Origin of the sequence: Vreelandella aquamarina, from assembly GCF_044805175.1 — a bacterium.
Classification (GTDB): Bacteria; Pseudomonadota; Gammaproteobacteria; order Pseudomonadales; family Halomonadaceae; genus Vreelandella; species Vreelandella aquamarina_B.
Map to the genome: position 1 here is coordinate 1 of NZ_CP085232.1, position 23,286 is coordinate 23,286.

The 23,286-nt window shown below is 56.5% G+C and carries 19 protein-coding genes; 12 read left to right on the forward strand and 7 right to left on the reverse strand.

Annotated elements, in window-relative coordinates:
- The 4 genes from dnaA to gyrB all read left to right on the forward strand — a co-directional run bounded on the left by dnaA (nt 1) and on the right by gyrB (nt 6,303).
- On the forward strand, nt 1-1,470 hold the full coding sequence (gene dnaA, locus LG300_RS00005; RefSeq protein WP_404376392.1) for a chromosomal replication initiator protein DnaA: 1,470 nt from the start codon (nt 1-3) through the stop codon (nt 1,468-1,470).
- 60 nt (nt 1,471-1,530) lie between these two features.
- Nucleotides 1,531-2,634 carry a DNA polymerase III subunit beta gene (gene dnaN, locus LG300_RS00010; RefSeq protein ID WP_404376393.1) on the forward strand — a complete coding sequence of 368 codons (1,104 nt, stop codon included), beginning with the start codon at nt 1,531-1,533 and terminating at the stop codon, nt 2,632-2,634.
- Nucleotides 2,635-2,739: 105 nt separating this feature from the next.
- Nucleotides 2,740-3,843: a DNA replication/repair protein RecF gene (gene recF, locus LG300_RS00015; protein WP_404376394.1), complete on the forward strand. Its 1,104-nt coding sequence runs from the start codon at nt 2,740-2,742 to the stop codon at nt 3,841-3,843.
- Nucleotides 3,844-3,882: 39 nt separating this feature from the next.
- Nucleotides 3,883-6,303 carry a DNA topoisomerase (ATP-hydrolyzing) subunit B gene (gene gyrB / locus LG300_RS00020; RefSeq protein ID WP_404376395.1) on the forward strand — a complete coding sequence of 807 codons (2,421 nt, stop codon included), beginning with the start codon at nt 3,883-3,885 and terminating at the stop codon, nt 6,301-6,303.
- A gap of 117 nt (nt 6,304-6,420) precedes the next feature.
- Here gyrB and gmhB read toward each other — a convergent pair whose 3' ends face one another.
- From gmhB to glyQ, 3 genes are all read right to left on the reverse strand, one after another.
- Complete coding sequence (gmhB, locus tag LG300_RS00025; protein WP_404376396.1) at nt 6,421-6,981, reverse strand: D-glycero-beta-D-manno-heptose 1,7-bisphosphate 7-phosphatase; 561 nt, start codon at nt 6,979-6,981, stop codon at nt 6,421-6,423.
- Between the two features lie 176 nt (nt 6,982-7,157).
- Complete coding sequence (glyS, locus tag LG300_RS00030) at nt 7,158-9,224, reverse strand: glycine--tRNA ligase subunit beta (protein ID WP_404376397.1); 2,067 nt, start codon at nt 9,222-9,224, stop codon at nt 7,158-7,160.
- A complete protein-coding gene (gene glyQ, locus LG300_RS00035) occupies nt 9,224-10,195 on the reverse strand; it encodes a glycine--tRNA ligase subunit alpha (protein ID WP_404376398.1) in 972 nt (323 codons plus the stop codon). Before glyQ ends, glyS begins: the two co-directional genes overlap by 1 nt.
- A 109-nt stretch (nt 10,196-10,304) precedes the next feature.
- Here glyQ and rfaD point away from each other — a divergent pair, with 109 nt between their 5' ends.
- Nucleotides 10,305-11,261 (forward strand): ADP-glyceromanno-heptose 6-epimerase, encoded by a 957-nt coding sequence (gene rfaD / locus LG300_RS00040; RefSeq protein ID WP_404376399.1) that lies wholly within the window; start codon nt 10,305-10,307, stop codon nt 11,259-11,261.
- Complete coding sequence (gene waaF, locus LG300_RS00045; RefSeq protein WP_404376400.1) at nt 11,254-12,300, forward strand: lipopolysaccharide heptosyltransferase II; 1,047 nt, start codon at nt 11,254-11,256, stop codon at nt 12,298-12,300. The genes rfaD and waaF overlap by 8 nt, the downstream gene beginning before the upstream one ends.
- Here the strand turns inward: waaF and LG300_RS00050 are convergent.
- Nucleotides 12,290-13,942, reverse strand: a complete 1,653-nt coding sequence (locus LG300_RS00050) for a sulfatase-like hydrolase/transferase (protein ID WP_404376401.1) — start codon at nt 13,940-13,942, stop codon at nt 12,290-12,292. The two genes, waaF and LG300_RS00050, sit on opposite strands and share 11 nt — an antisense overlap.
- A 143-nt stretch (nt 13,943-14,085) precedes the next feature.
- Between LG300_RS00050 and LG300_RS00055 the strand changes: the two genes are divergently transcribed.
- Nucleotides 14,086-15,012: a glycosyltransferase family 2 protein gene (locus tag LG300_RS00055; RefSeq protein WP_404376403.1), complete on the forward strand. Its 927-nt coding sequence runs from the start codon at nt 14,086-14,088 to the stop codon at nt 15,010-15,012.
- Between the two features lie 65 nt (nt 15,013-15,077).
- Nucleotides 15,078-15,839: a glycosyltransferase family 2 protein gene (locus LG300_RS00060; RefSeq protein WP_404376404.1), complete on the forward strand. Its 762-nt coding sequence runs from the start codon at nt 15,078-15,080 to the stop codon at nt 15,837-15,839.
- On the opposite strand, the gene LG300_RS00065 is transcribed toward LG300_RS00060, so the two are convergent.
- Nucleotides 15,777-16,862 (reverse strand): glycosyltransferase family 9 protein, encoded by a 1,086-nt coding sequence (locus LG300_RS00065; RefSeq protein WP_404376405.1) that lies wholly within the window; start codon nt 16,860-16,862, stop codon nt 15,777-15,779. The genes LG300_RS00060 and LG300_RS00065 overlap by 63 nt on opposite strands.
- A 63-nt stretch (nt 16,863-16,925) precedes the next feature.
- On the opposite strand from LG300_RS00065, the gene LG300_RS00070 reads away from it, so the two are divergent.
- A complete protein-coding gene (locus LG300_RS00070; RefSeq protein ID WP_404376406.1) occupies nt 16,926-18,026 on the forward strand; it encodes a glycosyltransferase family 4 protein in 1,101 nt (366 codons plus the stop codon).
- On the opposite strand, the gene LG300_RS00075 is transcribed toward LG300_RS00070, so the two are convergent.
- Entirely contained in the window at nt 18,011-18,745 is a 735-nt protein-coding gene (locus LG300_RS00075; RefSeq protein WP_404376407.1) for a 3-deoxy-D-manno-octulosonic acid kinase, read from the reverse strand. The genes LG300_RS00070 and LG300_RS00075 overlap by 16 nt on opposite strands.
- Between LG300_RS00075 and LG300_RS00080 the strand changes: the two genes are divergently transcribed.
- The 3 genes from LG300_RS00080 to waaA are packed head-to-tail and all read left to right on the forward strand — an operon-like array spanning nt 18,744 to nt 22,550.
- Nucleotides 18,744-19,841 carry a glycosyltransferase family 9 protein gene (locus tag LG300_RS00080; RefSeq protein ID WP_404376408.1) on the forward strand — a complete coding sequence of 366 codons (1,098 nt, stop codon included), beginning with the start codon at nt 18,744-18,746 and terminating at the stop codon, nt 19,839-19,841. The two genes, LG300_RS00075 and LG300_RS00080, sit on opposite strands and share 2 nt — an antisense overlap.
- Complete coding sequence (gene hldE / locus LG300_RS00085) at nt 19,831-21,261, forward strand: bifunctional D-glycero-beta-D-manno-heptose-7-phosphate kinase/D-glycero-beta-D-manno-heptose 1-phosphate adenylyltransferase HldE (RefSeq protein WP_404376409.1); 1,431 nt, start codon at nt 19,831-19,833, stop codon at nt 21,259-21,261. The genes LG300_RS00080 and hldE overlap by 11 nt, the downstream gene beginning before the upstream one ends.
- Nucleotides 21,261-22,550, forward strand: coding sequence for a lipid IV(A) 3-deoxy-D-manno-octulosonic acid transferase (waaA, locus tag LG300_RS00090; protein WP_404376410.1), 1,290 nt, complete (start codon nt 21,261-21,263; stop codon nt 22,548-22,550). Before hldE ends, waaA begins: the two co-directional genes overlap by 1 nt.
- On the opposite strand, the gene rpiA is transcribed toward waaA, so the two are convergent.
- Nucleotides 22,542-23,216, reverse strand: coding sequence for a ribose-5-phosphate isomerase RpiA (gene rpiA, locus LG300_RS00095; protein ID WP_404376411.1), 675 nt, complete (start codon nt 23,214-23,216; stop codon nt 22,542-22,544). The genes waaA and rpiA overlap by 9 nt on opposite strands.
- Nucleotides 23,217-23,286 lie beyond the last annotated feature (70 nt).

A 23,286-nucleotide genomic window follows, 5' to 3' on the forward strand; every position in this document is an offset into this window, starting at 1 on the left:
GTGTCACTTGCGCTTTGGCAACAGTGCCTGGACTACCTGCAGGACGAACTGAATTCACAGCAGTTCAATACCTGGATACGTCCGCTGCAGGCAGAAGAAGGAGACACCAATGAGCTGCGCTTATTGGCGCCGAATCGCTTTGTGCGCGACTGGGTGAGTGATAAGTACGCCAAACGTATTAGTGAACTGATGCGCGAACTTGCCCCTTCTAAGCCTCCCAAAGTCAGCCTGACGGTGGGCAGCCGCCGTGCCGCCGCGCCTGCACCGCAGCCACGCGAGCTTGGCAACCCGGTATCTGCTGCACCAGCGCAGCCCTCTTCGCCTGCTGTTCATACGCCGCCGCGTGGCGATATTGCCGATGAGCGTGAAATCGAGCAGCTGCGCGAAGAGAACGCTGCCAGCCGTCGTGGCAATGAGCGGCAGGTACAGGTCGAGGGCAGCTTGAAGCACAACAGCGGCCTGAATCCGAATTTCACCTTCGATACCTTCGTGGAAGGTAAATCAAACCAGCTGGCTCGCGCCGCTTCCCGACAAGTGTCGGAAAACCCTGGTGGAGCTTATAACCCGCTGTTTTTGTACGGTGGCGTTGGCTTAGGTAAAACGCACTTGATGCACGCCGTGGGCAATGCCTTAGCAGGCCGTCGTGAAAATGCCCGTGTGGTGTATCTGCATTCCGAGCGCTTTGTGGCTGACATGGTGAAGGCACTGCAGCTCAATGCGATCAATGATTTCAAGCGCTTCTACCGCAGTGTCGATGCCCTGCTGATTGATGATATTCAATTTTTTGCCGGCAAAGAGCGCTCCCAGGAAGAGTTCTTCCATACGTTTAATGCGCTGTTAGAGGGTGGCCAGCAGATGATCCTCACCTCTGACCGCTACCCAAAAGAGATCAGCGGCGTTGAAGAGCGGCTGAAATCGCGTTTTGGCTGGGGGCTAACCGTGGCGATCGAACCGCCAGAGCTTGAGACTCGGGTGGCGATTTTGATGAAGAAGGCCGATCAAGCCAAAGTGGACCTACCCCATGATGCGGCCTTCTTTATCGCCCAGAAAATCCGCTCTAACGTGCGTGAGCTTGAAGGCGCGCTGAAGAAAGTTATTGCCGATTCGCACTTTATGGGCAAAACCATTACCCAGGACTTTATCCGCGAGTCGCTGAAAGACCTCCTGGCGCTGCAGGATAAGCAGGTGGGCGTGGATAATATTCAGCGCACAGTGGCTGAATATTACAAAATCAAGGTAGCGGATCTGCTCTCCAAGCGGCGTTCCCGCTCGGTAGCGCGGCCGCGGCAGGTCGCTATGGCGCTGGCGAAAGAGCTAACCAATCATAGCCTGCCGGAAATCGGCGACGCCTTTGGTGGCCGCGATCACACTACCGTGCTGCACGCCTGCCGAAAAGTGAAAGCGCTACAAGAAGAGAATGCGGATATCCGCGAGGATTACAAAAACCTCCTTCGTCTGCTAACCAGTTAACCTTTTTTCGTTTGCGCCTGCCAAGCGGCAGGCCTTTCAGGATAGAAAACCGGAGTTTCGATGAAATTTACTATTTCCCGAGAGGCGCTGCTTCGCCCGCTGACTCTGGTAGCGGGCGTAGTAGAACGGCGCCAAACGCTGCCTGTGCTCTCTAACGTCTTGATTCAAGTAGAAGGCGACCAGGTCGCTCTGACCGGTACCGATTTGGAAGTTGAGCTGGTAGGTCGCACGGTGGCCAGCCAGGTAGATCAAGCGGGAGCGGCAACGGTACCAGCCCGTAAGCTGATGGACATCTGCAAGTCGCTTCCCGACCAGTCCGAAATTCAGTTAGCGGTAGAAGAGGGGCGTGCGGTATTACGTAGCGGTCGTTCACGCTTTACACTTTCTACACTTCCGGTCGCAGAATTCCCGAATATTGAAGATGCCGATGGCAGTCAGGAGCTTAGCGTTCCCCGTGGCACGCTTAAGCATCTGATTGAGTCCACCTCTTTCGCCATGGCGCAGCAGGATGTGCGCTATTACCTAAACGGTATGCTGCTGGAAATTCAGAGCAATCTGCTGCGTACGGTGGCAACCGACGGCCACCGGTTGGCGATGTGCTCGCGCCCTATCGAGGTAGCGGTCAGTCAATCCCAAAAGCTGATTGTGCCCCGTAAAGGTATTCTGGAGCTTTCCCGCCTACTGGACGATAGCGACGAGCCGGTTAGCCTAACGCTCGGCTCTACCCACGTGCGTGCCCATACCGGTGATTTCACCTTCACCTCCAAGCTGATCGACGGCAAATTCCCCGACTACGAACGCGTGGTGCCGCGTAACGGTGACAAAGTGCTGATTGCCGAGCGTGCAGAGTTGCGTCAGGTGCTGTCGCGTACCGCAATTCTCTCCAACGAAAAGTATCGCGGTGTGCGCCTCTACCTAGAAGAAGGCAATCTCAAGGTTATGGCCAATAACCCCGAGCAGGAAGAGGCAGAAGAGAACGTCGCCGTGGAGTACAACGGTAGCGCCATGGAAGTAGGCTTTAACGTTGGCTATTTGGTCGATGTGCTCTCGGTGCTGGATGAAGATCGGGTACAGATGACACTAGCTGACCCCAACAGCAGCGCACTGCTGGAAGAGCCGGGCGGCGGTGATGCGCTTTACGTTGTAATGCCGATGCGCCTATAACGCACGAAAAGTAGAGGAAAGCGGCGCTTCTGGTTGCAGAAGCGCCGTTTTCGCATTTGTGGCACGTATAGCGGAATTGATGGTCTTACGAGGTGGCATTAGCGGATGAGCGTCACACAACTAACTTTCCACGGGTTGCGTAATTTGGCGCCGCTCACGATACATCCGTCACCGCGTATTAATGTGATATATGGCGTGAACGGCAGCGGTAAGACCAGCTTGCTGGAAGGCATTCATATTCTTGGTATGGGTCGTTCGTTTCGCACCCGCCAGCTTAAGAATGCGATCCAGTCGGAGGCGCCCTATATGACGCTACACGGCCGTTTAGCGGGGGAACCCGAGGTCACGCTGGGCGTAAGGCGAATGCGTTCCCAGCGAGAACTGGAGCTTCGCCTACGTGGTGAAAAGGGCGTGCGATTAGCGGAGCTGGTCGAGGCGATGCCGCTACAGCTTATTAATCCCGATGCTTTCCGTTTACTGGAAGGCTCTCCGGCGGGGCGCCGTGAGTTTTTGGATTGGGGAGTGTTTCACGTGAAACACCACTTTCTAGAAGCATGGCAGCGCACCCGGCGCGCGGTGAAACATCGGAATGCGCTCCTTAGGCGTGGTAGAATAGTACCCAGTGAGATAGCGGTATGGGAGCAAGAGCTCGCGCTTTGGGGCGAACGGATGGACGCGCTCCGCCAAGCGTGGTTTAGCGAGTTTTTGCCCGTATTTGATGAAACCCTAAAGAAGTTACTACCGCTACCCGGTTTAACGCTGCGCTATGCAAGAGGCTGGGACAAGCAGCGCTCGCTAGCCGATGTGCTGCACGATAGCCGAGAGACGGACCAGCAGATGGGGTTTACACAACAGGGGCCGCAGCGCGCCGATTTACGCATTCGGCTGAACAAGCAGCCCGCCATTGAGGTGCTTTCCAGAGGCCAGCAAAAGCTGGTGGTGAGTGCGCTGAAACTCGCCCAGGGGAGGCTTCTGGAAAGTACCGCACAGCGGCACTGCATTTATTTGATTGACGATTTACCGGCAGAGCTGGACGAGCATCATCGCCGCCGGTTCTGCGCCTTGCTTGAAGAGATGCAGTGTCAAGCATTTATTACCAGCGTCGAGCCCTCCGCGCTAAGCGACGTCTGGCAGCCCACTACCGCCGTTGAGATGTTTCACGTGAAACACTCCGCGCAGGGGCTTAGCCAGTGTCAGCCTGGTGGGTAGACGACACGGAACGAGACAGACTTCACGACGGAGTGGTCAATGAGCGAGCAGGCTTACGATTCATCAAGCATCAAGGTGCTCAAAGGGCTAGACGCAGTACGTAAGCGTCCAGGCATGTACATCGGTGACACTGACGACGGCACCGGGCTGCACCACATGGTTTTCGAGCTGGTGGATAACTCCATCGATGAAGCCTTGGCAGGCCACTGTAGCGAAATTCGCGTGGTGATCCACCCGGATGAATCGGTAACCGTAAGCGATAACGGGCGGGGTATTCCTACCGAGCTGCACGAAGGTGAGGGTGTCTCTGCGGCTGAAGTCATCATGACGGTGCTCCACGCAGGCGGTAAGTTTGACGATAACTCTTATAAGGTATCGGGCGGTTTGCATGGCGTTGGCGTATCGGTCGTCAACGCACTGTCTGAAGAGCTACGCCTGACGATTTGGCGCCAAGGGGAAGTGTTCGAGCAGATTTACCATCACGGCGTGCCCCAAGCACCGCTAGGCGTGGTCGGTAAAACGGAAAAGAGCGGAACACGCGTTCATTTCCGCCCATCACCGGCTACGTTTGCCAATATCGAATTCCACTACGATATTTTGGCAAAGCGCCTGCGCGAACTCTCTTTCTTGAACTCCGGCGTGGCGATTCGCCTGATGGATGAGCGCAGCGGCAAAGAGGAGCTGTTCCACTATGAAGGTGGTTTGAAAGCATTCGTCGACCACCTGAATAAGAACAAAACCGTGCTGAACCCGGTGTTCCACTTTAACGCCGTGCGCGAAGATGGCGTGGAAGTCGAAGTCGCCATGCAGTGGAGCGACGCCTTCACTGAAAACATCTTCTGCTATACCAACAACATCCCCCAGCGGGATGGGGGCACCCACTTGGCGGGCTTCCGTGCGGCGCTAACGCGCACGCTGAATCACTATATCGAAGCCGAAGGCCTGCTGAAAAAAGCCAAGGTGAATACTTCCGGTGACGATGCGCGGGAAGGTTTAACAGCGATTATTTCCGTTAAAGTGCCGGACCCCAAGTTCTCATCGCAAACCAAGGATAAGCTGGTCTCATCCGAGGTGAAAACGGCGGTGGAGCAGGAGATGGGCCGCCTGTTTGCCGACTATCTGATCGAAAAGCCCAACGAAGCAAAATCTATCGTCAATAAAATGCTGGATGCCGCGCGTGCCCGTGAAGCGGCGCGGAAAGCGCGGGATATGACCCGCCGTAAAGGCGCGCTGGATATCGCCGGCCTGCCGGGTAAACTGGCCGATTGCCAAGAGAAAGATCCGAGCCAATCAGAGCTTTATCTGGTAGAGGGTGATTCGGCGGGTGGCAGCGCTAAGCAGGGGCGTGATCGCCGTACCCAGGCCATTTTGCCGCTAAAGGGTAAAATCCTTAACGTGGAAAAAGCACGTTTCGACAAAATGCTCTCTTCCGCTGAAGTGGGCACGCTGATTACCGCGCTGGGCTGCGGCATTGGCCGGGAGGAGTTTAATCCCGATAAGCTGCGCTATCACTCCGTCATCATCATGACGGATGCTGATGTGGACGGCTCGCACATTCGTACGCTGCTGCTAACGTTCTTCTTCCGTCAGATGCCGGAACTGATCGAACGGGGCCATATCTTCATTGCCCAGCCGCCGCTTTATAAAATCAAACGTGGTAAGCAAGAGCTCTATCTGAAAGATGAGCAGGCCATGATTGATTACCTGACCACCACCGCGTTGGATGGGGCAGGGTTGCACGTCAATGCGAATGCGCCGGGGATTACCGGCTCACAGCTGGAAGCGTTGGTAAACCAATACCGTAACGTGATGAAGCGTATCGACCGTTTGGCGCGGGTTTACCCCATCGAAGTATTGAAGCAGGTTGTTCATGCTACCGCGCTTCAGGGCGAAGCTAGCCTGAAAGACCGCGTGACCATGGAGAACTGGATTGCCGAGCTGCAGAAAGCCATGGACGACATGGTGGCCTATGAAGGCGGCCCGCGTTATCAGTTCTACCTGCAGGAAGATACCGAGCGCGGCCTATATCTACCGGCGGTTTCCTTGATTGCCCATGGTGTGACGACAGAGTATGTCTGGGGCTTAGATTTCTTCGAGAGTGCTGATTACCGCGCCATTGCAGGCCTAGGGGATACCCTTAACGGCCTGCTGGAAGAGGGCGCTTATATCGCCCGTGGTGAGCGCCAGAAGCCCGTTGCACACTTCTCTGAAGTGTTAACCTGGCTGATGCAAGAGGGCCAGCGTGGCCTCTCAGTACAGCGCTATAAGGGGTTGGGCGAGATGAACCCTGATCAGCTGTGGGAAACCACTATGGACCCGGATAGCCGCCGTATGCTTCGGGTCACCATCGAAGATGCCGTTGCGGCTGACATGATGTTTAACACTCTGATGGGCGATGAAGTGGAACCACGCCGCGACTTTATCGAGACCAACGCCCTCGTCGCTAACCTCGATATCTAAACATCTCAACAATATGTTTCACGTGAAACATTGAAAAGCAAAACCGCAGGTGGCGAAATGCCTGCGGTTTTTTATATGTTGTGTTCAAGACGATATCGCGGAAAATTGCGTCAACGGTTAGTTCAAGACATCTGCTACTAAGTCGTCAACAAAGGCAGCCAAGTCAGCGTAGATCAAGGCATGCTCCAGTCCGACCCCTTTTGCTAGGGTCTTTTCGCCTTTGCCCGTTTTCACGAGAACGCTACGGCACCCCATCGCTTCACCCGCTTGCAGGTCTCGCAGGCTGTCACCCACCATCCAACTGCCTTTTAGGCTAGTAAGGTTGAGCTGCTGCTGTATATCGGCTAGCAGCCCTGGTAAAGGTTTGCGGCAGTCACACTGATCATCTGGGCCATGGGGGCAGTAGGCGATATGGGCAATATGGCCACCTTCGGCGGCGACTAGGGCATTCAAACGCTCATGCATGGCGTTCAGCGTGGCCTCATCGTAGTAGCCGCGGGCGATGCCTGATTGATTGGTGGCAACGGCGACGGTAAAACCAGCTTGAGTAAGCCGCGCAATAGCGCTAATTGCCGAAGGGTAGGGGACCCATTCGGCAAGAGTTTTAATATAGGCATCCGAATCGTGATTAATCACGCCATCGCGATCCAATATCACAAGCTGCTGAGCAGTAAGCATGTAGTTCCTCTTGCTACAGGTGGTCGAAACGTAAGCATTAGCGTAAGCCCTGAAAAATGAATGAGCGAGTGTTTCACGTGAAACATTCATGCACCCAATAAAAAGCCCGGCTTATCAAAAGCCGGGCTAGCGGATGTGCATTCAGAGCGGTAGATGCTCTAAAACACCCAGCCGTGTTACTGGGGTAGCTGAGAGATATCGGCCACTTCCAGGAACAGCGCTTGCAGGCTGGCAAGCAGGGCGAGGCGGTTACGACGAATAGCGTCGTCGTCTGCCATCACCATCACTTGATCAAAGAAGGCATCGACCGGCTCGCGTAGCGTGGCCAGCGCATCTAACGCCTGCTGGTAATTGCCTGCCGCAAACAGTGGGGCAACCTGCTTTTGGCTGGCCGTGACCGCCTCGAACAGTGCTTTCTCCGCCGCTTCTTGAAGAAGCGATACTTCTACCTGCGTGCTGCCATCGTGCTCCTGCTTACTTAGGATGTTGGAGACACGCTTGTTGGCAGCGGCCAACGCAGCGGCTTCTTCACGCTGGGCAAAGGCTTTTACCGCACGTAGACGACGGGCGAAATCTAGCGGCTTGGTGACCGGGCGGGCGCGAACGGCGAGGTACATCTCTGCGGAGATACCCTCATCCTGCCCCCAGGCGCGGAAGCGGTCGAGCATGTAGGTCAGCACGTCTTCTACCAAGCCATCCGCTTTCGGCAGATGTTGGTGCTGGTCGGCGGCGACCTGCAGTAGCTCGCGCAGGTCGAGGTTCAGCTCGCCTTTCACCAGAATGTTTAGCACGCCAATGGAGGCGCGGCGCAGAGCGAAGGGGTCTTTTGCACCAGTCGGGCGTTGGCCAATACCGAAGATGCCCACCAGCGTATCGAGACGGTCAGCCAGTGCCAGCGCTTGGCCGGTGAGGCTTTGCGGAATCGCATCGCTAGCAAAGCGGGGCAGGTATTGCTCTTCTAACGCCTGGGCAACCTCTGCAGGCTCGCCATCCTGCTCGGCATAGTAGCGGCCCATGATGCCCTGGAGTTCAGGGAATTCGAGCACCATTTCAGTGACGAGGTCACACTTGGCTAAGGCCACCGCGCGCTGGGCGTGGGCAATGTCGCCGTTGATGCGCTCGGCGATAAAGGTCGCAATCGCCGTGCTGCGACGGGCTTTATCCGCTAACGTGCCCAGCTGCTGCTGGAATACCACGCTCTCCAGCTGGGGAATGCGCGAGGCCAGTGTCTGTTTACGGTCGGTATCGTAGAAGAAAGCGGCATCAGCCAAGCGAGGACGAATTACTTTCTCGTTACCAGAAATCACCTGTTCGGGATCTTGGCTCTCGATGTTCGAGATGGTGATAAACAGGGGCTTCAGCTTGCCCTGGTCATCCAGCAGGTGGAAGTACTTCTGGTTGGCCTTCATGGAAGAAATCAGGCACTCCGCAGGCACCTCCAGGAAACGCTCGTCGAAGCTGCCGGTTAGTGCGACGGGCCACTCTACCAAACCGCTCACTTCAACTAAAAGGTCTTCATCGATCACCGCATTGGCTTCCTGAACCTCGGCCTCGGCTAGCACCTGCTCACGGATACGCTCCCGACGCTGCTGGCGGTCAGCCAGTACGTAGGCGTTTTCCAGCGCGGCAAGGTAGTCATCGGCGTGCTCAAGCTGGATAGCATCCGGCGCGTGGAACCGGTGGCCGTAGGTAGTACGGCTGGCTTGAAGGCCCAGGGCTTCGGCGGCAATAACCTGGCTACCGTAAAGTGCCACCAGCCAGTGAACCGGACGGGAAAACTCAACGCGGGAGGCACCCCAGCGCATGTTCTTGGGCACCGGCAGCGACTGTAGCGTTTTACGTACCATCTCAGGCAGCAGCGCTTGAACGCTGTCGCCCTGCTGCTGTTCGCGGTAGCCAAGCCAGGTGCCTTTATCGGTTTCTAGGTGGATCAGATCCTCCACGCTGACACCGCAGGAGCGCGCGAAACCTTCCGCTGCTTTGGTTGGTGCGCCATCTTTGAACGCGGCGGCCAAGGCCGGTCCACGCCGCTCAACCTCACGGTCGGGCTGCTTGTCGGCAAGCCCGGTAACCTGCACTGCCAAGCGGCGCGGGGTGGCATAGGCGATCACCGCTTCGAAGGGAATCTCCGCTTCCTGCAGGCCTTTTTCAATGCCTGCGGCAAAGGCATCCGAGAGCGCGTCCAGTGCGGTCGGCGGCAGCTCTTCTGCTCCTAGTTCTAATAAAAGCGTATCAACAGCCATTATGCGTCTCCCTGGTCGGCGAGTGATTCTTGTAACAGTTCGCGGCGCAGGGCCTCGGGCGCCATGGGGAATCCTTCTGCTTTACGGGACTCGAAGTAAGCAGTGGCTACGTCACGCGCCATGGTGCGTACGCGCAGAATGAAGCGCTGACGCTCGGTCACGGAGATGGCGTGGCGTGCATCCAGCAGGTTGAAGGTATGGGACGCTTTGAGCACCTGCTCGTAAGCGGGCAGCGGTAGACTCGCAGCCAGCAGTTTGCTGCACTCTTTCTCTTGGTGGTCGAAAGCAGCAAAGAGCTGGTCGACGTCGGCGTGCTCGAAGTTATACGCTGACTGCTCCCGCTCGTTTTGCAGGTAGACGTCGCCATAGCTGACTTTGCTGCCGTCCGGCGCGATGGCCCACACCAGGTCATAAACGCTATCGACGTTCTGCAGGTACATGGCGATACGCTCAAGCCCGTAGGTCAGCTCGCCGGTAACGGGGTAGCACTCAATGCCGCCCGCCTGCTGGAAGTAGGTGAACTGAGTCACTTCCATGCCGTTCAACCATACTTCCCAGCCTAAGCCCCAGGCGCCGAGGGTAGGGGACTCCCAGTTGTCTTCCACGAAGCGCACGTCATGTACTAGCGGGTCAAGCCCTAGGCGTTTGAGTGAGCCTAGGTAGAGGTCCTGCAAGTTGCTGGGGGAGGGTTTCATGACGACCTGGAACTGGTAGTAGTGCTGCAGGCGGTTGGGGTTCTCGCCGTAGCGGCCGTCGGTTGGGCGGCGGGAAGGCTGAACATAGGCAGCATTCCAGGTTTCTGGGCCAATCGCTCGAAGGAAAGTAGCGGGGTGGAAGGTGCCCGCACCAACTTCCATATCGAGGGGCTGGAGGATGACACAGCCCTGTTCTGCCCAGTACTGTTGCAGAGCAAGGATCAAGCCTTGAAAGGTCGACACATCGGGTGTCGATTGGTTTGTCGAGACACTCATCGCGGAAAGCACCGTTGGCCATGAATTCATAAGCCGTCAAGTATACAATCACAGGCAGATGGGTTATAGGCACGTTAGCCAAAGAGCCGCTTTTGGTAAGGAGAACGAGATGATCGTTGTAACAGGCGGGGCCGGGTTTATCGGCGCCAATATTGTCAAAGCGCTAAATGCTCGTGGCCGTGATGATGTGATGGTGGTCGACGACCTGCGCGATGGCACCAAGTTTGTCAATTTGGCGGACTGCACCCTCGCCGACTACCTGGATAAAGATGATTTTATTGCCCGCGTGAAAGCAGCGCTGCGCGGTGAGACGGTGGATTTACCCACCATCGATGCGATTTTCCATGAAGGAGCCTGTTCGGACACCACCGAATGGGACGGGCACTACATGATGGAGAATAACTTCGAGTACTCCAAAGTGCTGCTCAACTACTGTGAAAAACTGGGCATTCCTTTCCTTTACGCGTCATCGGCAGCGACCTACGGCGGCAGCGAGGTGTTCAAGGAAGCGCCGGAGCATGAAAAGCCGCTTAACGTGTACGGCTACTCCAAACTGCTGTTCGATCAGCATGTGCGTTCTCGCTGGAACGAGCTGACCACTCAGGTGGTGGGCTTCCGTTATTTCAACGTCTACGGGCCGCGTGAGCAGCACAAAGGCAAGATGGCCAGCGTGGCCTACCATAACCACCTGCAGATCCGTAACGGGGAAACGCTCAAGCTGTTTGGCGCTTACGGCGGCTATGAGGCTGGTATGCAGAGCCGCGATTTTGTCTACGTAGGCGATGTGGTCGACGTAAATCTCTGGTTCCTGGACAACCCCAGCGCCTCGGGCATCTTCAATTTGGGCACTGGCCGTGCGGAGCCGTTCAAGGCTATTGGCGAGGCAGTCATCGACTTCTATGGTCAGGGGGAAATTGATTACATCGCCTTCCCCGAGGAGCTGAAAGGCCGTTACCAGAGCTACACCCGTGCTGATATTAGCAACCTGCGGGCGGCTGGCTGCGACGTGGAGTTCAAAACCGTTGCCCAGGGCGTTAAGGCGTACTTGGAGTGGTTAAATGGTTAACCCTGCCAAGCGGCTGCTGGTAGTAGGCCCCTCCTGGGTAGGCGATATGGTCATGGCCCAGAGCCTGTTTATGACCTTAAAAGCGCGCTACCCAGGTGCCACCCTAGGAGTGGTCGCACCCGCCTGGTCCCAGCCGATTCTTGAGCGTATGCCGGAAGTGGATGAAGTGCTGCCGCTGGCGGTGGGCCATGGTGAGTTCGGCCTGGTGAGTCGCCGCGAGCTGGCCGCACGGCTGCGGGGCCGCTTTGATCGTGCCATTGTGCTGCCGCGCTCCTGGAAAGCAGCGCTGGTGCCCTTTATGGCGCGTATTCCCGAACGGGTAGGGTTTTTAGGTGAGCACCGCTACGGGCTGTTAAAAGAGCGTCGCAAATTAGATAAACAGGTGCTAGACCAAACCGTAAAACGCTTTGTGTCGCTAGGGCTACCCCAGGAAGAAGCGCAAGCTGGCAAGTTTGCCATTCCCAAGCCACGGCTCGCCATCGACCGGAATAACCTAGTCAACCTGCGCCTCACTCATGCACTTTCGTCACGCCCCGCCATTGGCATGATGCCCGGGGCAGAGTATGGGCCTGCCAAGCAGTGGCCGCTTGAGTACTTCCACCAACTGGCAGCAAGGCTGATCAAAGATGGCTTTGAGGTACGCGTACTGGGCGGGGCCAAAGATCAGGCGGCGGGGCAAGCCATTGTGCAGGGCTTACCCCACGCGCATAACCTATGTGGAAAAACGCAGCTAGCGGATGCGGTGGATTTGCTGGCCGACTGCCGTCAGGTTGTGACCAACGATTCGGGCCTGATGCATGTGGCAGCCGCCGTGGGCGTAAGAATCCATGCGCTTTATGGCTCCTCCTCACCTGCCTACACGCCACCGCTCACGAACAATGCGGTAATTCACTACCTGGGGCTTTCCTGCTCGCCGTGCTTTCAGCGGACTTGCCCCTTAGGCCACACTAACTGTTTAAACGAGCTAGACGTTGAGAGAGTCTATCAGGCGATGCGCGCTGATCGACATAACGCGACTAGCGTTATTGTTAACGCATAATCTCAACTTCATCGACTTGGTCAGCGGGCGTCTCGGTAATCTGCTGGGTGGTGCTCTCTTCAGGATCCCGCCGCTGAGGCGTCAGCCCCTCCCAAAGACGATGCTGTAGCGCGGTCTCCTCCCGTAGCCGCTCGTTCAGCGCCTCAAGCCCATGCATCTCTACCAGCGTGGGCTGACTGCTCAGCAGTGACGCACCTAACCCGGCACGGTTATCGTTCAGCGGCAGGCCCATGGCATCCAAAATAGTGGGAAACACATCCAGCATGGTAGCGCTTCGACGCACCCGTTGTGGCCTAATGCCATCACCCAGCATAATGAGCGTGTTGTCGCGATCTAGCGCGATGAGTTGATCCCATACCGATACCCGCATGGTGAGGTGGTCACTGAGGACCACCACCAGAGTATTTTCCAGCAGCCCCTCTTGCGCTAACTGTTCGATAAAGTCCCGCGCTTGGCGCGCCGAGCACTTCACCGAGTAGAGAATATCCTGGCCGTCGAACTCTCCCTGACGGTCTAGGCAGGTTTGCGAAGGGAATCCGCTGGGAGCGTGGCCTGCAATGCTCAGGTTCACAACCGCCCAGGGGCCGTCGTCCTCTTCGTTTAGGCGGCGTATTTCGTCGGCGGTAAAGTCATAGAGGGTGTCGTCATAAAGCCCCCAGCTGTTCACGTACTCGGGATCTTCAAGCTCAGGCATCAGCTCCTCTTTGCCCTTGACGGTATTGAACTGGTGCCCGCGATAGAAAAGCCCCTTACCGGCAAACTGGGTGCTGGCGCCGCCTAAAAAGCTTAGCCGGTACCCCTGCTCAGCTAGCACATCGCCCAAGCAATCAACACCAGGTACTACCTTAGAAAGCGGTTCAAACTGACTATCGTGCAACAACCCCGCAGGCATTAGAGGCACCCCGCACTGGCTAGCGATCATCCCGGCCATGGTCCAGCCGGTATTCTCCATTTGGTGAATACCTTCAAACACCAGCCCACGCTCGCCTAGCGCGGTTAAATCAGCGTAAGCGTCGCCAAATATCTCATTGCTATAAGTGCGCTCTATGCTCTCTAAATACATTAGCAGCAGGTTGGGCGCTTCTGGTTGGTCACTGGTAGGCGGCGGCACGTAGCGGCGATCTAGCCAGGCACCATCATCAGTCACAATCGCGGCACTGCGCTGGCCAATACCGTACAGCAGCGGGTTGGCCGCTAATAGCACAATGGCAAAGAAGCGCTCGGTTAAGCGCCAACGCTGGTCATGGCGTGACAGCCAAGTAACGGATGCTAGTACCGCTAGTACGATTATGGTGTAGGTGAGCGCCAGCAGCATTTTTCCGGCTCCACCGTGCTCTGCCATGCCCGCCTGAAGGTGGAAAAACACCGCGCCTAGGTCAACATTGCCAAAGCTATCAGCTAAGTAGACATAAATACTAAATAGGCTAAGCGGAATAAGCGACCAAGGCCACACTGGCCGGTAGCGCGCATTCAGCGGGGCTCCCCAGCGTAGTTTTACCGCTATCCCGATCCACACCGCCGCCGTCAAAAAGAGTGTCCACCAGGGTAAGCGCGTCAGCACGGTGACCGCATAGCCAAGGCTAAGACCAATCACGACCAGCGGTAGCCAGGGGGTAAGTTTGGGTGACCTTAAGGCGGGCATGCCGTATCCTTAGTTCATAAAGATATGTGGTATGAATATTGTTTGCGTAAAATAACGTTTTATATCGCAATGTGATTATGGACGATAAGATATTTGGCGTCCAGCTATCCGCATAGATCCTTTTTAGTGCTGAGGTGTTTCTTATGGAAAATGTTGAAGTTTCTTTTATAACGATAAATTACAATTCTTCAAATTATACAAAGTCTTTGTTGAATAGTATTTTGTTAAATACAAAGGGTGCTTCTTATGAAGTTATAGTTGTAGATAACGCATCAAGTGAGGAGGATTTTAAAAATTTGAGCGCTCAATGTTTTTGGAGTGAGAGTGTTAAATTAATAAGAAGCCCTATCAATCTTGGTTTTGCCGGTGGCAATATGTTTGGTGTGTCTGTTGCGAAAGGGCGTTACTACTTCTTTATAAATAATGATTGTGAGCTGCTTAATGATGCGGCGAGCATTTTTAAAGAATTCTTGACCACCCATTCAACGGCAGCGTTGGTAACAGGTAGCGTACTGGATAAAGAGAATAGGGCTTCGTCTTCTTACAAGCAATTCCCTCACATAGCTAAGCAATTGTTTGGGAACAGTGTGCAAAGGCTTTTTTCAAAAAGAAAATTCCCTAGCAATAAAGTGAAGCTTGAGCACCCTGCACAGGTTGAAGTGATTAGTGGGTCCTGTATGTTTTTCGATGCTAAAGTGTTTTGCGAAATTGGTGGTTTTGATACCGTTTTCTTTCTTTATTGTGAAGAAGAAGATATCTCTAAGCGAGTGTGGGATCAAGGTGGTCAGGTTTATTTTGTCCCTTCCGCTCGGATTTTTCATGCTTCAGGTGGAAGCTCTAGCCAAGAAACCTCTTTAGAGAAAGAGTATTATATTTCTTATTTTCACTTGCTAGACAAGCACTATGGTAAGTTGGGAAGAGGACTGCTAAAGCTAGCCCTCTTTTTTAAGCTGTTATTTAGGGTATTTAAGCGTAGGAGTGGGCTAAGTATTTTTGCTTCTATGCTGGGTGGATTTGCTAAAAAAGATAGCCTGAGGTACAAGCAGGTAATAAAAAAAGACTGCTTTTAGGTGCTGGCATGAGGGCGTTGTGTTAAAGACGGCTTAATTTTATTAATTTTTGATGAGGTTTTTTTATGTCTATTTCCGTTGTGTTAATTGTCAAAAACGAAGCTCATCATTTACGTGAATGCTTGAAAACGTTGACCTGGGCCGATGAAATCGTGGTGCTGGATGCGGGCAGCCAGGATGAGACGTGTGCGATTGCCCGCGAGTTCACCGATAAGGTGCATGTGAACGCTGACTGGCAGGGGTTTGGTGTTCAGCGCCAGCGGGCAGAAGCGCTGGCAAGCCACGAGTGGATTTTGATGGTCGATGCCGACGAACGCGTAACGCCTGAACTGCGTGACAGCATTCAAGCAGCTGTTCAACAGACGCCCGCTGCCTATAGTGTTAGCCGCCTTTCCTGGTGTTTTGGCCGTTTTATTCGACATTCCGGTTGGTATCCTGACCGCGTGCTGCGCCTCTACCCGAAACATCAGGCGGGCTATAACACTGCGCTGGTACATGAAAAGCTGGTGGTAGAAACAGGTCTGGCTGAAAAGCCGTTATCCGGCGACCTGCTTCACTATACCTACCGCGACCTGCGCCACTATCTTGAAAAATCGGCACATTACGCCCAGGCCTGGGCAGAGCAGCGTGCCGCACAGGGTAAAACGGCCACGCTATGGCAGGGCATTAGCCACGGGCTGGCTTGCTTTCTCAAAATGTATGTGCTCAAAGCGGGGTTTAAAGATGGCAAACAGGGCTTGTTGTTAGCCCTTCTGTCTGCACATTCAACTTTCGCCAAGTACGCCGATCTCTGGGTTCGCACGCAGACCTCTGATAAGCAGCGCTGAGATCTGTTCAGCGGCTTCATAGAGGTCGATAGCAGACATATCCTGTTGCTCGGCGCCTGAAGGGGGGCTAAACGCCAAACGCTTTTCCGCAAGGTTGCAGGTTTGCCAGCGCAGCGGCGTGGCGGAGCGCTTGGCCGGATAAAACCCCGCCGTGGCGATATCGAGACAGCCTGCGATATGCAGCGGGCCAGTTGAACCGGCAATCAGCATATCCGCTCCGCCCAGCTGCAGGGCAAAGGCATCCACGCCTGGGGTATCAGGGAAGTGGTCTGCCGCGACGCCGTTTTCAGCCAACTGTTCCCTCAATGCCTCTGCTTGGGGCTGTTCACTGGGACCAGCGCTGATCAGCCAGCGTAGTGGCAGGTGTTGGCACTGCTGGTGAACTTGAGTGATCAGCGCGGCGTACTGCGCCACTGATAGATTCACGGCCGAGCCACCGCTGCCAGGATGAACCACTACCACGTGCTCTGAGGCGTTGTTGACCAACGTTTGGCGCTGGGCATGGCGCTGAGTGTGATCCAGCGGCCAAAAGGGGGGCGAGGGCAGGGTGGAGAGCTTCAGCGAAAGGCGAGCCAGCAGTTCACAGGCCAAATCGACGTTGTACTGGTACTCTGGCTTTGCCGATTGAGAGCGGCGTTGGCGTACCCGTACGTTATAAAATACCTGGGCCCATTTGGTAGCGGGGGCAACACGTAGTGGAATGCCCGCACGAACTCCTAGCCAGCCAATGCGTGGCGTTGAGAAGAGCGTTAGCAGCGCATCGAACTTCGCTTGTTTTACATGATAAAGCAGCGCCTGCTGCGCCGCTTTATCGGCTTGGTTGCCGGGATCAACAAGAACGTCGTCCACCCAGGGGCAAGCCTTGGCTAAGGGAGCGGTATAGGCGGGGACTAAAACGGTAATGCGGGGGACCGGCGAAGCTTGCTTTAAACACGCTAGGGCTGGCCAAGCCAGCATAAAATCACCAATTTTATCGTTGCGGACCACTAGAATGTTGGGTTTCGCAGCTTGGGGGTGATTCATGAAAGCTCCTGGGGTGATAATGCTTAACAGTATAAACGTCAACGCGATGGCAGAGGGGTATCAGTGACTCACCATATTATGCAGGTCTGTATTTCTCGTGGATGGGGCGGACTAGAAATGTACCCGTCGCGTATTATGCCTGAATTGCAGCGTTTGGGGGTGGTGAACCATGGACTTGCCATAGCTGGGTCACGTGTCGCGGAGAGTATGGTAGCGGCTGGGGCAACATTAATTACCGTGCCGAATTCCACTAGAGCGATACTTTCGCTGCCAGCACTACTTGCCTATATAGATCAACATGCAATCGAGATTCTGCACTGCCACAAGTCCAGTGACCTTCGTATTGCATCGCTCCTTACCGTTTTTCGCCCAAAGCTAAAACTATTTTTTACTGAACACATGGGAGTAACCCGCCCAAAGCACGGCCTATACCACCGGTTTGCCTACTCGCGCGTTTCTCGCGTGTTTTCTATTAGTCAGGCGACTTATCAGCGCAATATCCATGCGCTTCCAATCGCTAAGGAGCGCATTTATTGTCTAGGGCTAGGAGTGAATTTAGACGCTTACACGGGCCACGTGAGCGCTAAATCAGCGCTAGGATTGCCGGAGGAAGGGTGCCTGATTGCATTGCCGGGCCGTATTACACCGGGCAAAGGGCATGAGGTGTGGTTAGAAGCCTTGGCTGAGTTGGACCGTACACAATCTTGGTATGGTGTGATCATCGGGGGCGTGAGTGCTAGTGAAGGCGCAGATGAGTCATTTGTAGCATACATCAAGCAGAGAGTTGCAGAGCTAGGGCTTGATGGGCGGGTACTCTTTTTAGGGTTTCGTCGGGACTTGCCGACACTGCTGCAGGCAGTGGACATTGCCTGCATTCCATCTCGTAACGAAGCCTTCGGTTTAACGGTTATTGAAGCAATGGCAGCTAAGTGTGCGGTTGTGGGCGCGCATAGCGGAGCAATTCCTGAATTAGTAGACCATCAGCGCGGACGCTTGGCTGATCCCCAGTCCCCTGGCGCTTGGGCAGCCGCGATTGAAGAGTTAATGAACAATCTCTCTTTACGCACAGGGTTGGGAGAAAAGGCACGTCAATGGGTGGTTGCCCATATGGCCATGGATGTGCATATCAGTAAACTGATGAGGGAGTATCAGCGCGCGCTCTGATAACCTTCAATAATACCAATATGGTGGTGGGCTTTGCCAAACTTCACCACCGACCGCTCCAACCGCTGCAAGTTGCCAGCCTGCCACTTGCCCGGCGGGCGCAGTCGGCAGCGGTCGAGATCGATCAGCCAGGGCTTGCCAGCCTCATCCACCAGGATGTTGCGGGCGTTGAGGTCTACATGGTCCAAGCCTGCTTGATGAAAGCGTTTAATCATCGCGCCGATGCGCTTTAGCAGCGCCTCATCAGCCTCGCCATCGGTGAGTAATGAGGCCAACGCCCGAGCACCGGGGATGCGCACGGTCAGCAGCGCCGCCTCATAGGTCAGCCCAAACCGTGTGACGCAACAGGCCACCGGGCGGGGCACGGGTAGGCCTTGCTCATACAGCGCGGCGGTCAGGCGCACTTCGCGAAACGCTCGGGTGCGTTCTGCCCCCAGCCAGACATAACGCTGCTGGCTGAGTTTGGCGATGAGCCCACCGCGCTGGTAGGGCCGCAGCACCCACTGCTCATCGTCGCGTGCCTGCAGGAACAGGCTGCTGCCACGACCAGGCGCTTCGCCCACTACTAAGTCGTGCGAGCGCCAGTAGGCCGCATCAAACAGCGCCGTGCTCAGGGGGTGAGCTGGGGAGGAGAGTTGGTGTGATGCACAGGCGTCACTTAAACTGTCTGCATCATGTAGAATCAGCCCATTTTTCTGCCGGAGTGCCGCTAAGCGCATGAAGCCCTCTCTGCCTGCTCAACCAAACCATATTGCCATTTTGCGCCTCTCCGCATTGGGAGACGTATGCAATCTCGTGCCCACGGTGCGGGCGCTGCAGCGTCAATGGCCGAACGCGCGCATTACCTGGATTATCGGCAAGGGGGAGTACAGTTTACTGGCGGGGCTTTCCGGGGTCGAGTTTGTTGTGTACGACAAATCGACGGGGCTTTCGGGCATGCGCGCTATCTGGCGCGAGCTGGCCGATACCCGCTTTGATGTGCTGCTGCATATGCAGCAGGCCATTCGCGCCAGCGTGCTCTCCTTGGGGCTCAAAGCCAACGTGCGCGTTGGCTATGATAAAGCCCGCGCCAAAGATGCCCAGCACTGGTTTACCCAGCACCAGCTAGCGCCCCATGCCAATGCCCACGTGTTGGAGTCGTTTATGGACTTTGCTCGTCTACTGGGCGTAGAGGACGACAGCCTGGAGTGGAATCTCGCGGTGCCAGCGGCAGCCTATGAGGAAGCCAACGCGATTAGCGGCGATGCCCCCTACCTAGTGATTAACCCCTGCAGCAATGCCCGCCTTCGCAACTTTCGCAACTGGTCGGTAGAAGGCTACGCCAGCGTGATTGAACACGCCTGGGTGCAGCACGGTCTGAAGAGCGTGCTGACCGGTGGCGGTAGTCCTCTTGAGCGTGAAATGGGTGACCGCATCGAAGCGCTCTGCCAGCCTGGTAGCGTGATCAACGCCATTGGCGGTACTTCACTGAAAGGCTTGCTGGCGCTGATTGATAACGCCCGTGCGGTGATCGCGCCGGATACCGGCCCTGCCCATATGGGCAATGCCATGGACACGCCAACGCTCGGCCTCTACGCCACCACCAACCCCCAGCGGGCCGCGCCCTATCTGTGGCGCGATTTTGCAGTCAATGCCTACCCCGATGCGGTACGCACCTACCTGCATAAATCAGTGGACGAGGTGAGCTGGGGGCAGCGAGTACGCCATGCCGATGCCATGGACTTAATCAAAGCTGACGATGTGATTGCCAAGTTAGACGTGCTGCTGGCGCATAGCGCAGCGCAGACCACAACAGGACTCTCGGATGAAAGTTGATTTAACCGCCCTGGAACATGCCCGCGTACTGGTGGTAGGCGATGTCATGCTCGACCGCTACTGGCATGGCGGTACCTCGCGCATCTCACCTGAAGCGCCGGTGCCGGTGGTGCGCGTGGAAAATGCCGACGACCGCCCCGGCGGCGCGGCCAACGTGGCGCTCAATGTGGCGTCATTAGGCGGCCATGCGGCACTGGCGGGCGTGGTGGGCGAGGATGAGAATGCCGAGCTGCTCACCAAACGCCTGGCTGCGTCTGATGTAAGCACTTACTTTCAGCGCAGTGCCGAGATTCCCACGATCACCAAGCTGCGAGTGATGAGCCGCAACCAGCAGCTGCTGCGCCTGGACTTTGAACAGCGCCTCGACAGCGTGGATACCAGCGCTCTGCTGGCACAAGTAGAAAAGGCACTGCCCGAGTGCGACGTGGTGATTTTGTCGGACTACGGCAAAGGCACGCTTAACCAAGTGGAGCGGCTAATCGAGATGGCGCGCCACCACGGCAAGCGGGTGCTGATCGATCCCAAGGGCCAAGACTTCACCAAGTACCGGGGGGCCAGCCTGATTACCCCCAACTTGACCGAGTTTGAAGCCGTGGCAGGCCCTTGCCCCACCGATGCCATACTGGCCGAGCGGGGCGAAGCGCTGCGTGCTGAACTTGAGTTAGAAGCGCTGCTGATTACCCGCAGTGAGAAGGGCATGACGCTGATTCGTGAAGGCCAAGCACCACTGCACCTGCCTACCCGTGCCCAGGAAGTATTCGATGTGACCGGCGCAGGCGATACCGTGATCGGCCTGATGGGGTTAGCCCTAGCCGCCGGCCACGCGCTGCCGGAAGCGATGATGCTGGCTAACCTGGGGGCGGGCCTGGTGGTAGCGAAGCCGGGGACCGCCACGCTCTCCATTGCCGAACTCTACACGGCGCTGCACGGCGATAAGCTGGCCGAATTCGGCGTTATTGAGCAGGCTCCCTTGGTCGACGCGGTACGTGCCGCGCAACAACGCGGCGAGCGTGTGGTGATGACCAACGGCTGCTTCGATATTCTCCATGCCGGCCATGTGGCGTACTTAGAGCAGGCCAAGCGCCTGGGCGACCGCCTGATTGTGGCGGTGAACGACGACGCCTCCATTGGCCGCTTAAAAGGGCCAAAGCGCCCCATCAACCCGCTGAACCGGCGGATGCAGGTGCTGGCCGGGCTAGGTGCAGTGGATTGGGTCGTGCCGTTTAGTGATGATACGCCCGCTGCGCTGATCAAGCAGGTACTGCCGGATATCCTGGTCAAAGGCGGCGACTACCGCCCCGAGGATATCGCCGGCGGCAGCGCCGTGATCTCCAACGGTGGCGAGGTGAAAGTGCTAGGCTTTGAAGATGGCGTTTCCACCACGGCGATGATCAGCTCCATTCTGGACCGCGAAAGTTAATGGCAGCCCCCCGCTGGCCTCGGCTGGCCTATTCGGCGGCGCTCTATGGGCTAGCGCCGCTGATCGGCTGGCGCATCTGGCGTGAGCAAGTGCCCACTTACTCACGGCTCCAGCGGCTGGGGGTGCGCCTCGAACCGCTGCCGCCCGCACCGCGCATTTGGCTGCACTGTGCCTCGGTAGGCGAGGTACGCGCTGCCCGCCCGCTGATCGAAGGGCTGCTGGCGCGCTTTCCCCACTATAGCCTGCTGTTGACCACCATGACCGCCACCGGTGCCCAGCAGGCGTTGGCGCTGATAGCAGAGCAGGGCGCTACCAATCAACCTCGCCTTGCCCACCGTTTTCTTCCGCTGGATTTCCCCGGCGCAGCCAAGCGCTTTGTGGCCCGCGTAAGACCTGCCCTGGCCATCCTGTTTGAAACCGAGCTGTGGCCTAACCTGCTCCATGCCTGTCGACGGCAGGCAGTGCCGGTGGCGGTGGTCAACGGCAGGCTATCGCCCCGTGCGTTTAGCCGTTACCAACGGCTGCGCCCGCTGATGGAAAGCGCCCTCGCCAATGTGACGTGGCTGGCTGCCAAGTCGCCACAGGATGCCGAGCGTTTCCAGGCATTGGGCTGCGCGCCGAGCACTACCAGCGTGGTGGGTTCGCTGAAGTTTGAGCAACCCTTGCCAACCAAGGCGCTAAAAGAGAGTGAGTGCTTACTACGAATGTGGGATGGGCGGCCCGTTTGGGTAGCGGGGTCCACCCGTGAAGGGGAAGAGGCGCTAATGCTGTCGGCACACCGCCAACTGCTTAAACACTTTCCAGAGGCGCTTTTAGTGCTTGTTCCACGCCACCCCCAGCGCTTTGGCGACGTGGCTCAACTTTGCGAGCGTGACGGCTGGGAAGTCAGTCGCCGTAGCCAGCAACAGCCTGTCACGCCTTCCACTCAAGTGTATTTGGGCGACACATTAGGCGAGCTGTCAGCGCTGTACGGTGCGGGGAGCGTGGCTTACGTGGGCGGCAGCCTGGTATCGCTGGGTGGGCACAACGTGTTAGAGCCTGCCGCATTGGGTAAACCAGTGGTGTGTGGGCCGTCTCTGGAGAACTTCAGCGACGTCGCGGAACCGCTGTTGGCGGCCAAGGCGCTGACCGTGGTGGATACCCCAGAAGCGCTTGCAAGCGCTTTGGCAGAGTATATCGCCTACCCCCAGCGCGCTCGGCAGGCGGGTGAGGCAGGGCAGGCGGTGATCGAAGCCCATCGCGGGGCGCTGTCGCGCACCCTTGATGGGCTTGACCACTATTTACCGTAACGCAGTGCGCTCTACGCCTTCGGCCTTGCCCAGCAGCAGTACGTCGGCGCCGCGTGCGGCAAACAGGCCGTTGGTAACCACGCCGACAATGGCATTAATGCGCGCTTCCATGGCGACCGGGTCATCAATCATAAAATTAAAGCAGTCGATGATATGGTTGCCGTTGTCGGTCACCACACCCTGGCGGTAAACAGGCTCGGCACCCAGCTTGACCAACTCCCGCGCCACGTAGGAGCGCGCCATGGGAATCACCTCCACCGGCAGCGGAAAGCGGCCTAGCTGTGCCACGTATTTGGAACCATCGGCGATACAGATGAAGCGTTTGGCGCAAGCGGCCACAATCTTTTCTCGGGTCAGCGCTGCGCCGCCGCCTTTGATCATATGTAAGTGAGCATTTACTTCGTCTGCACCGTCTATGTAGAAAGGCACGTCGCCCACATGGTTCAGTTCAAACACCTCGATACCCAGGCCTTTCAGCCGTTCGGCACTGGCTTCCGAGCTGGCAACAGCACCTTTAAACCGGTCGCCTAGAGGGCCTAAGCGGTCGATAAATAGGTTGGCCGTCGAGCCGGTACCGATGCCCAGCACCGTGTCTTTATCCAGGTGAGGCTCAATTTCGCGAATGGCGGCATCCGCCACGGCGGCTTTTAGTTCATCTTGTGTCATGATGGTTCCAGTATCAGGAGAGGCAGTCGCCCCTTAGTATAACGACCTAAGCGCTGGCTGCCGATGGAAA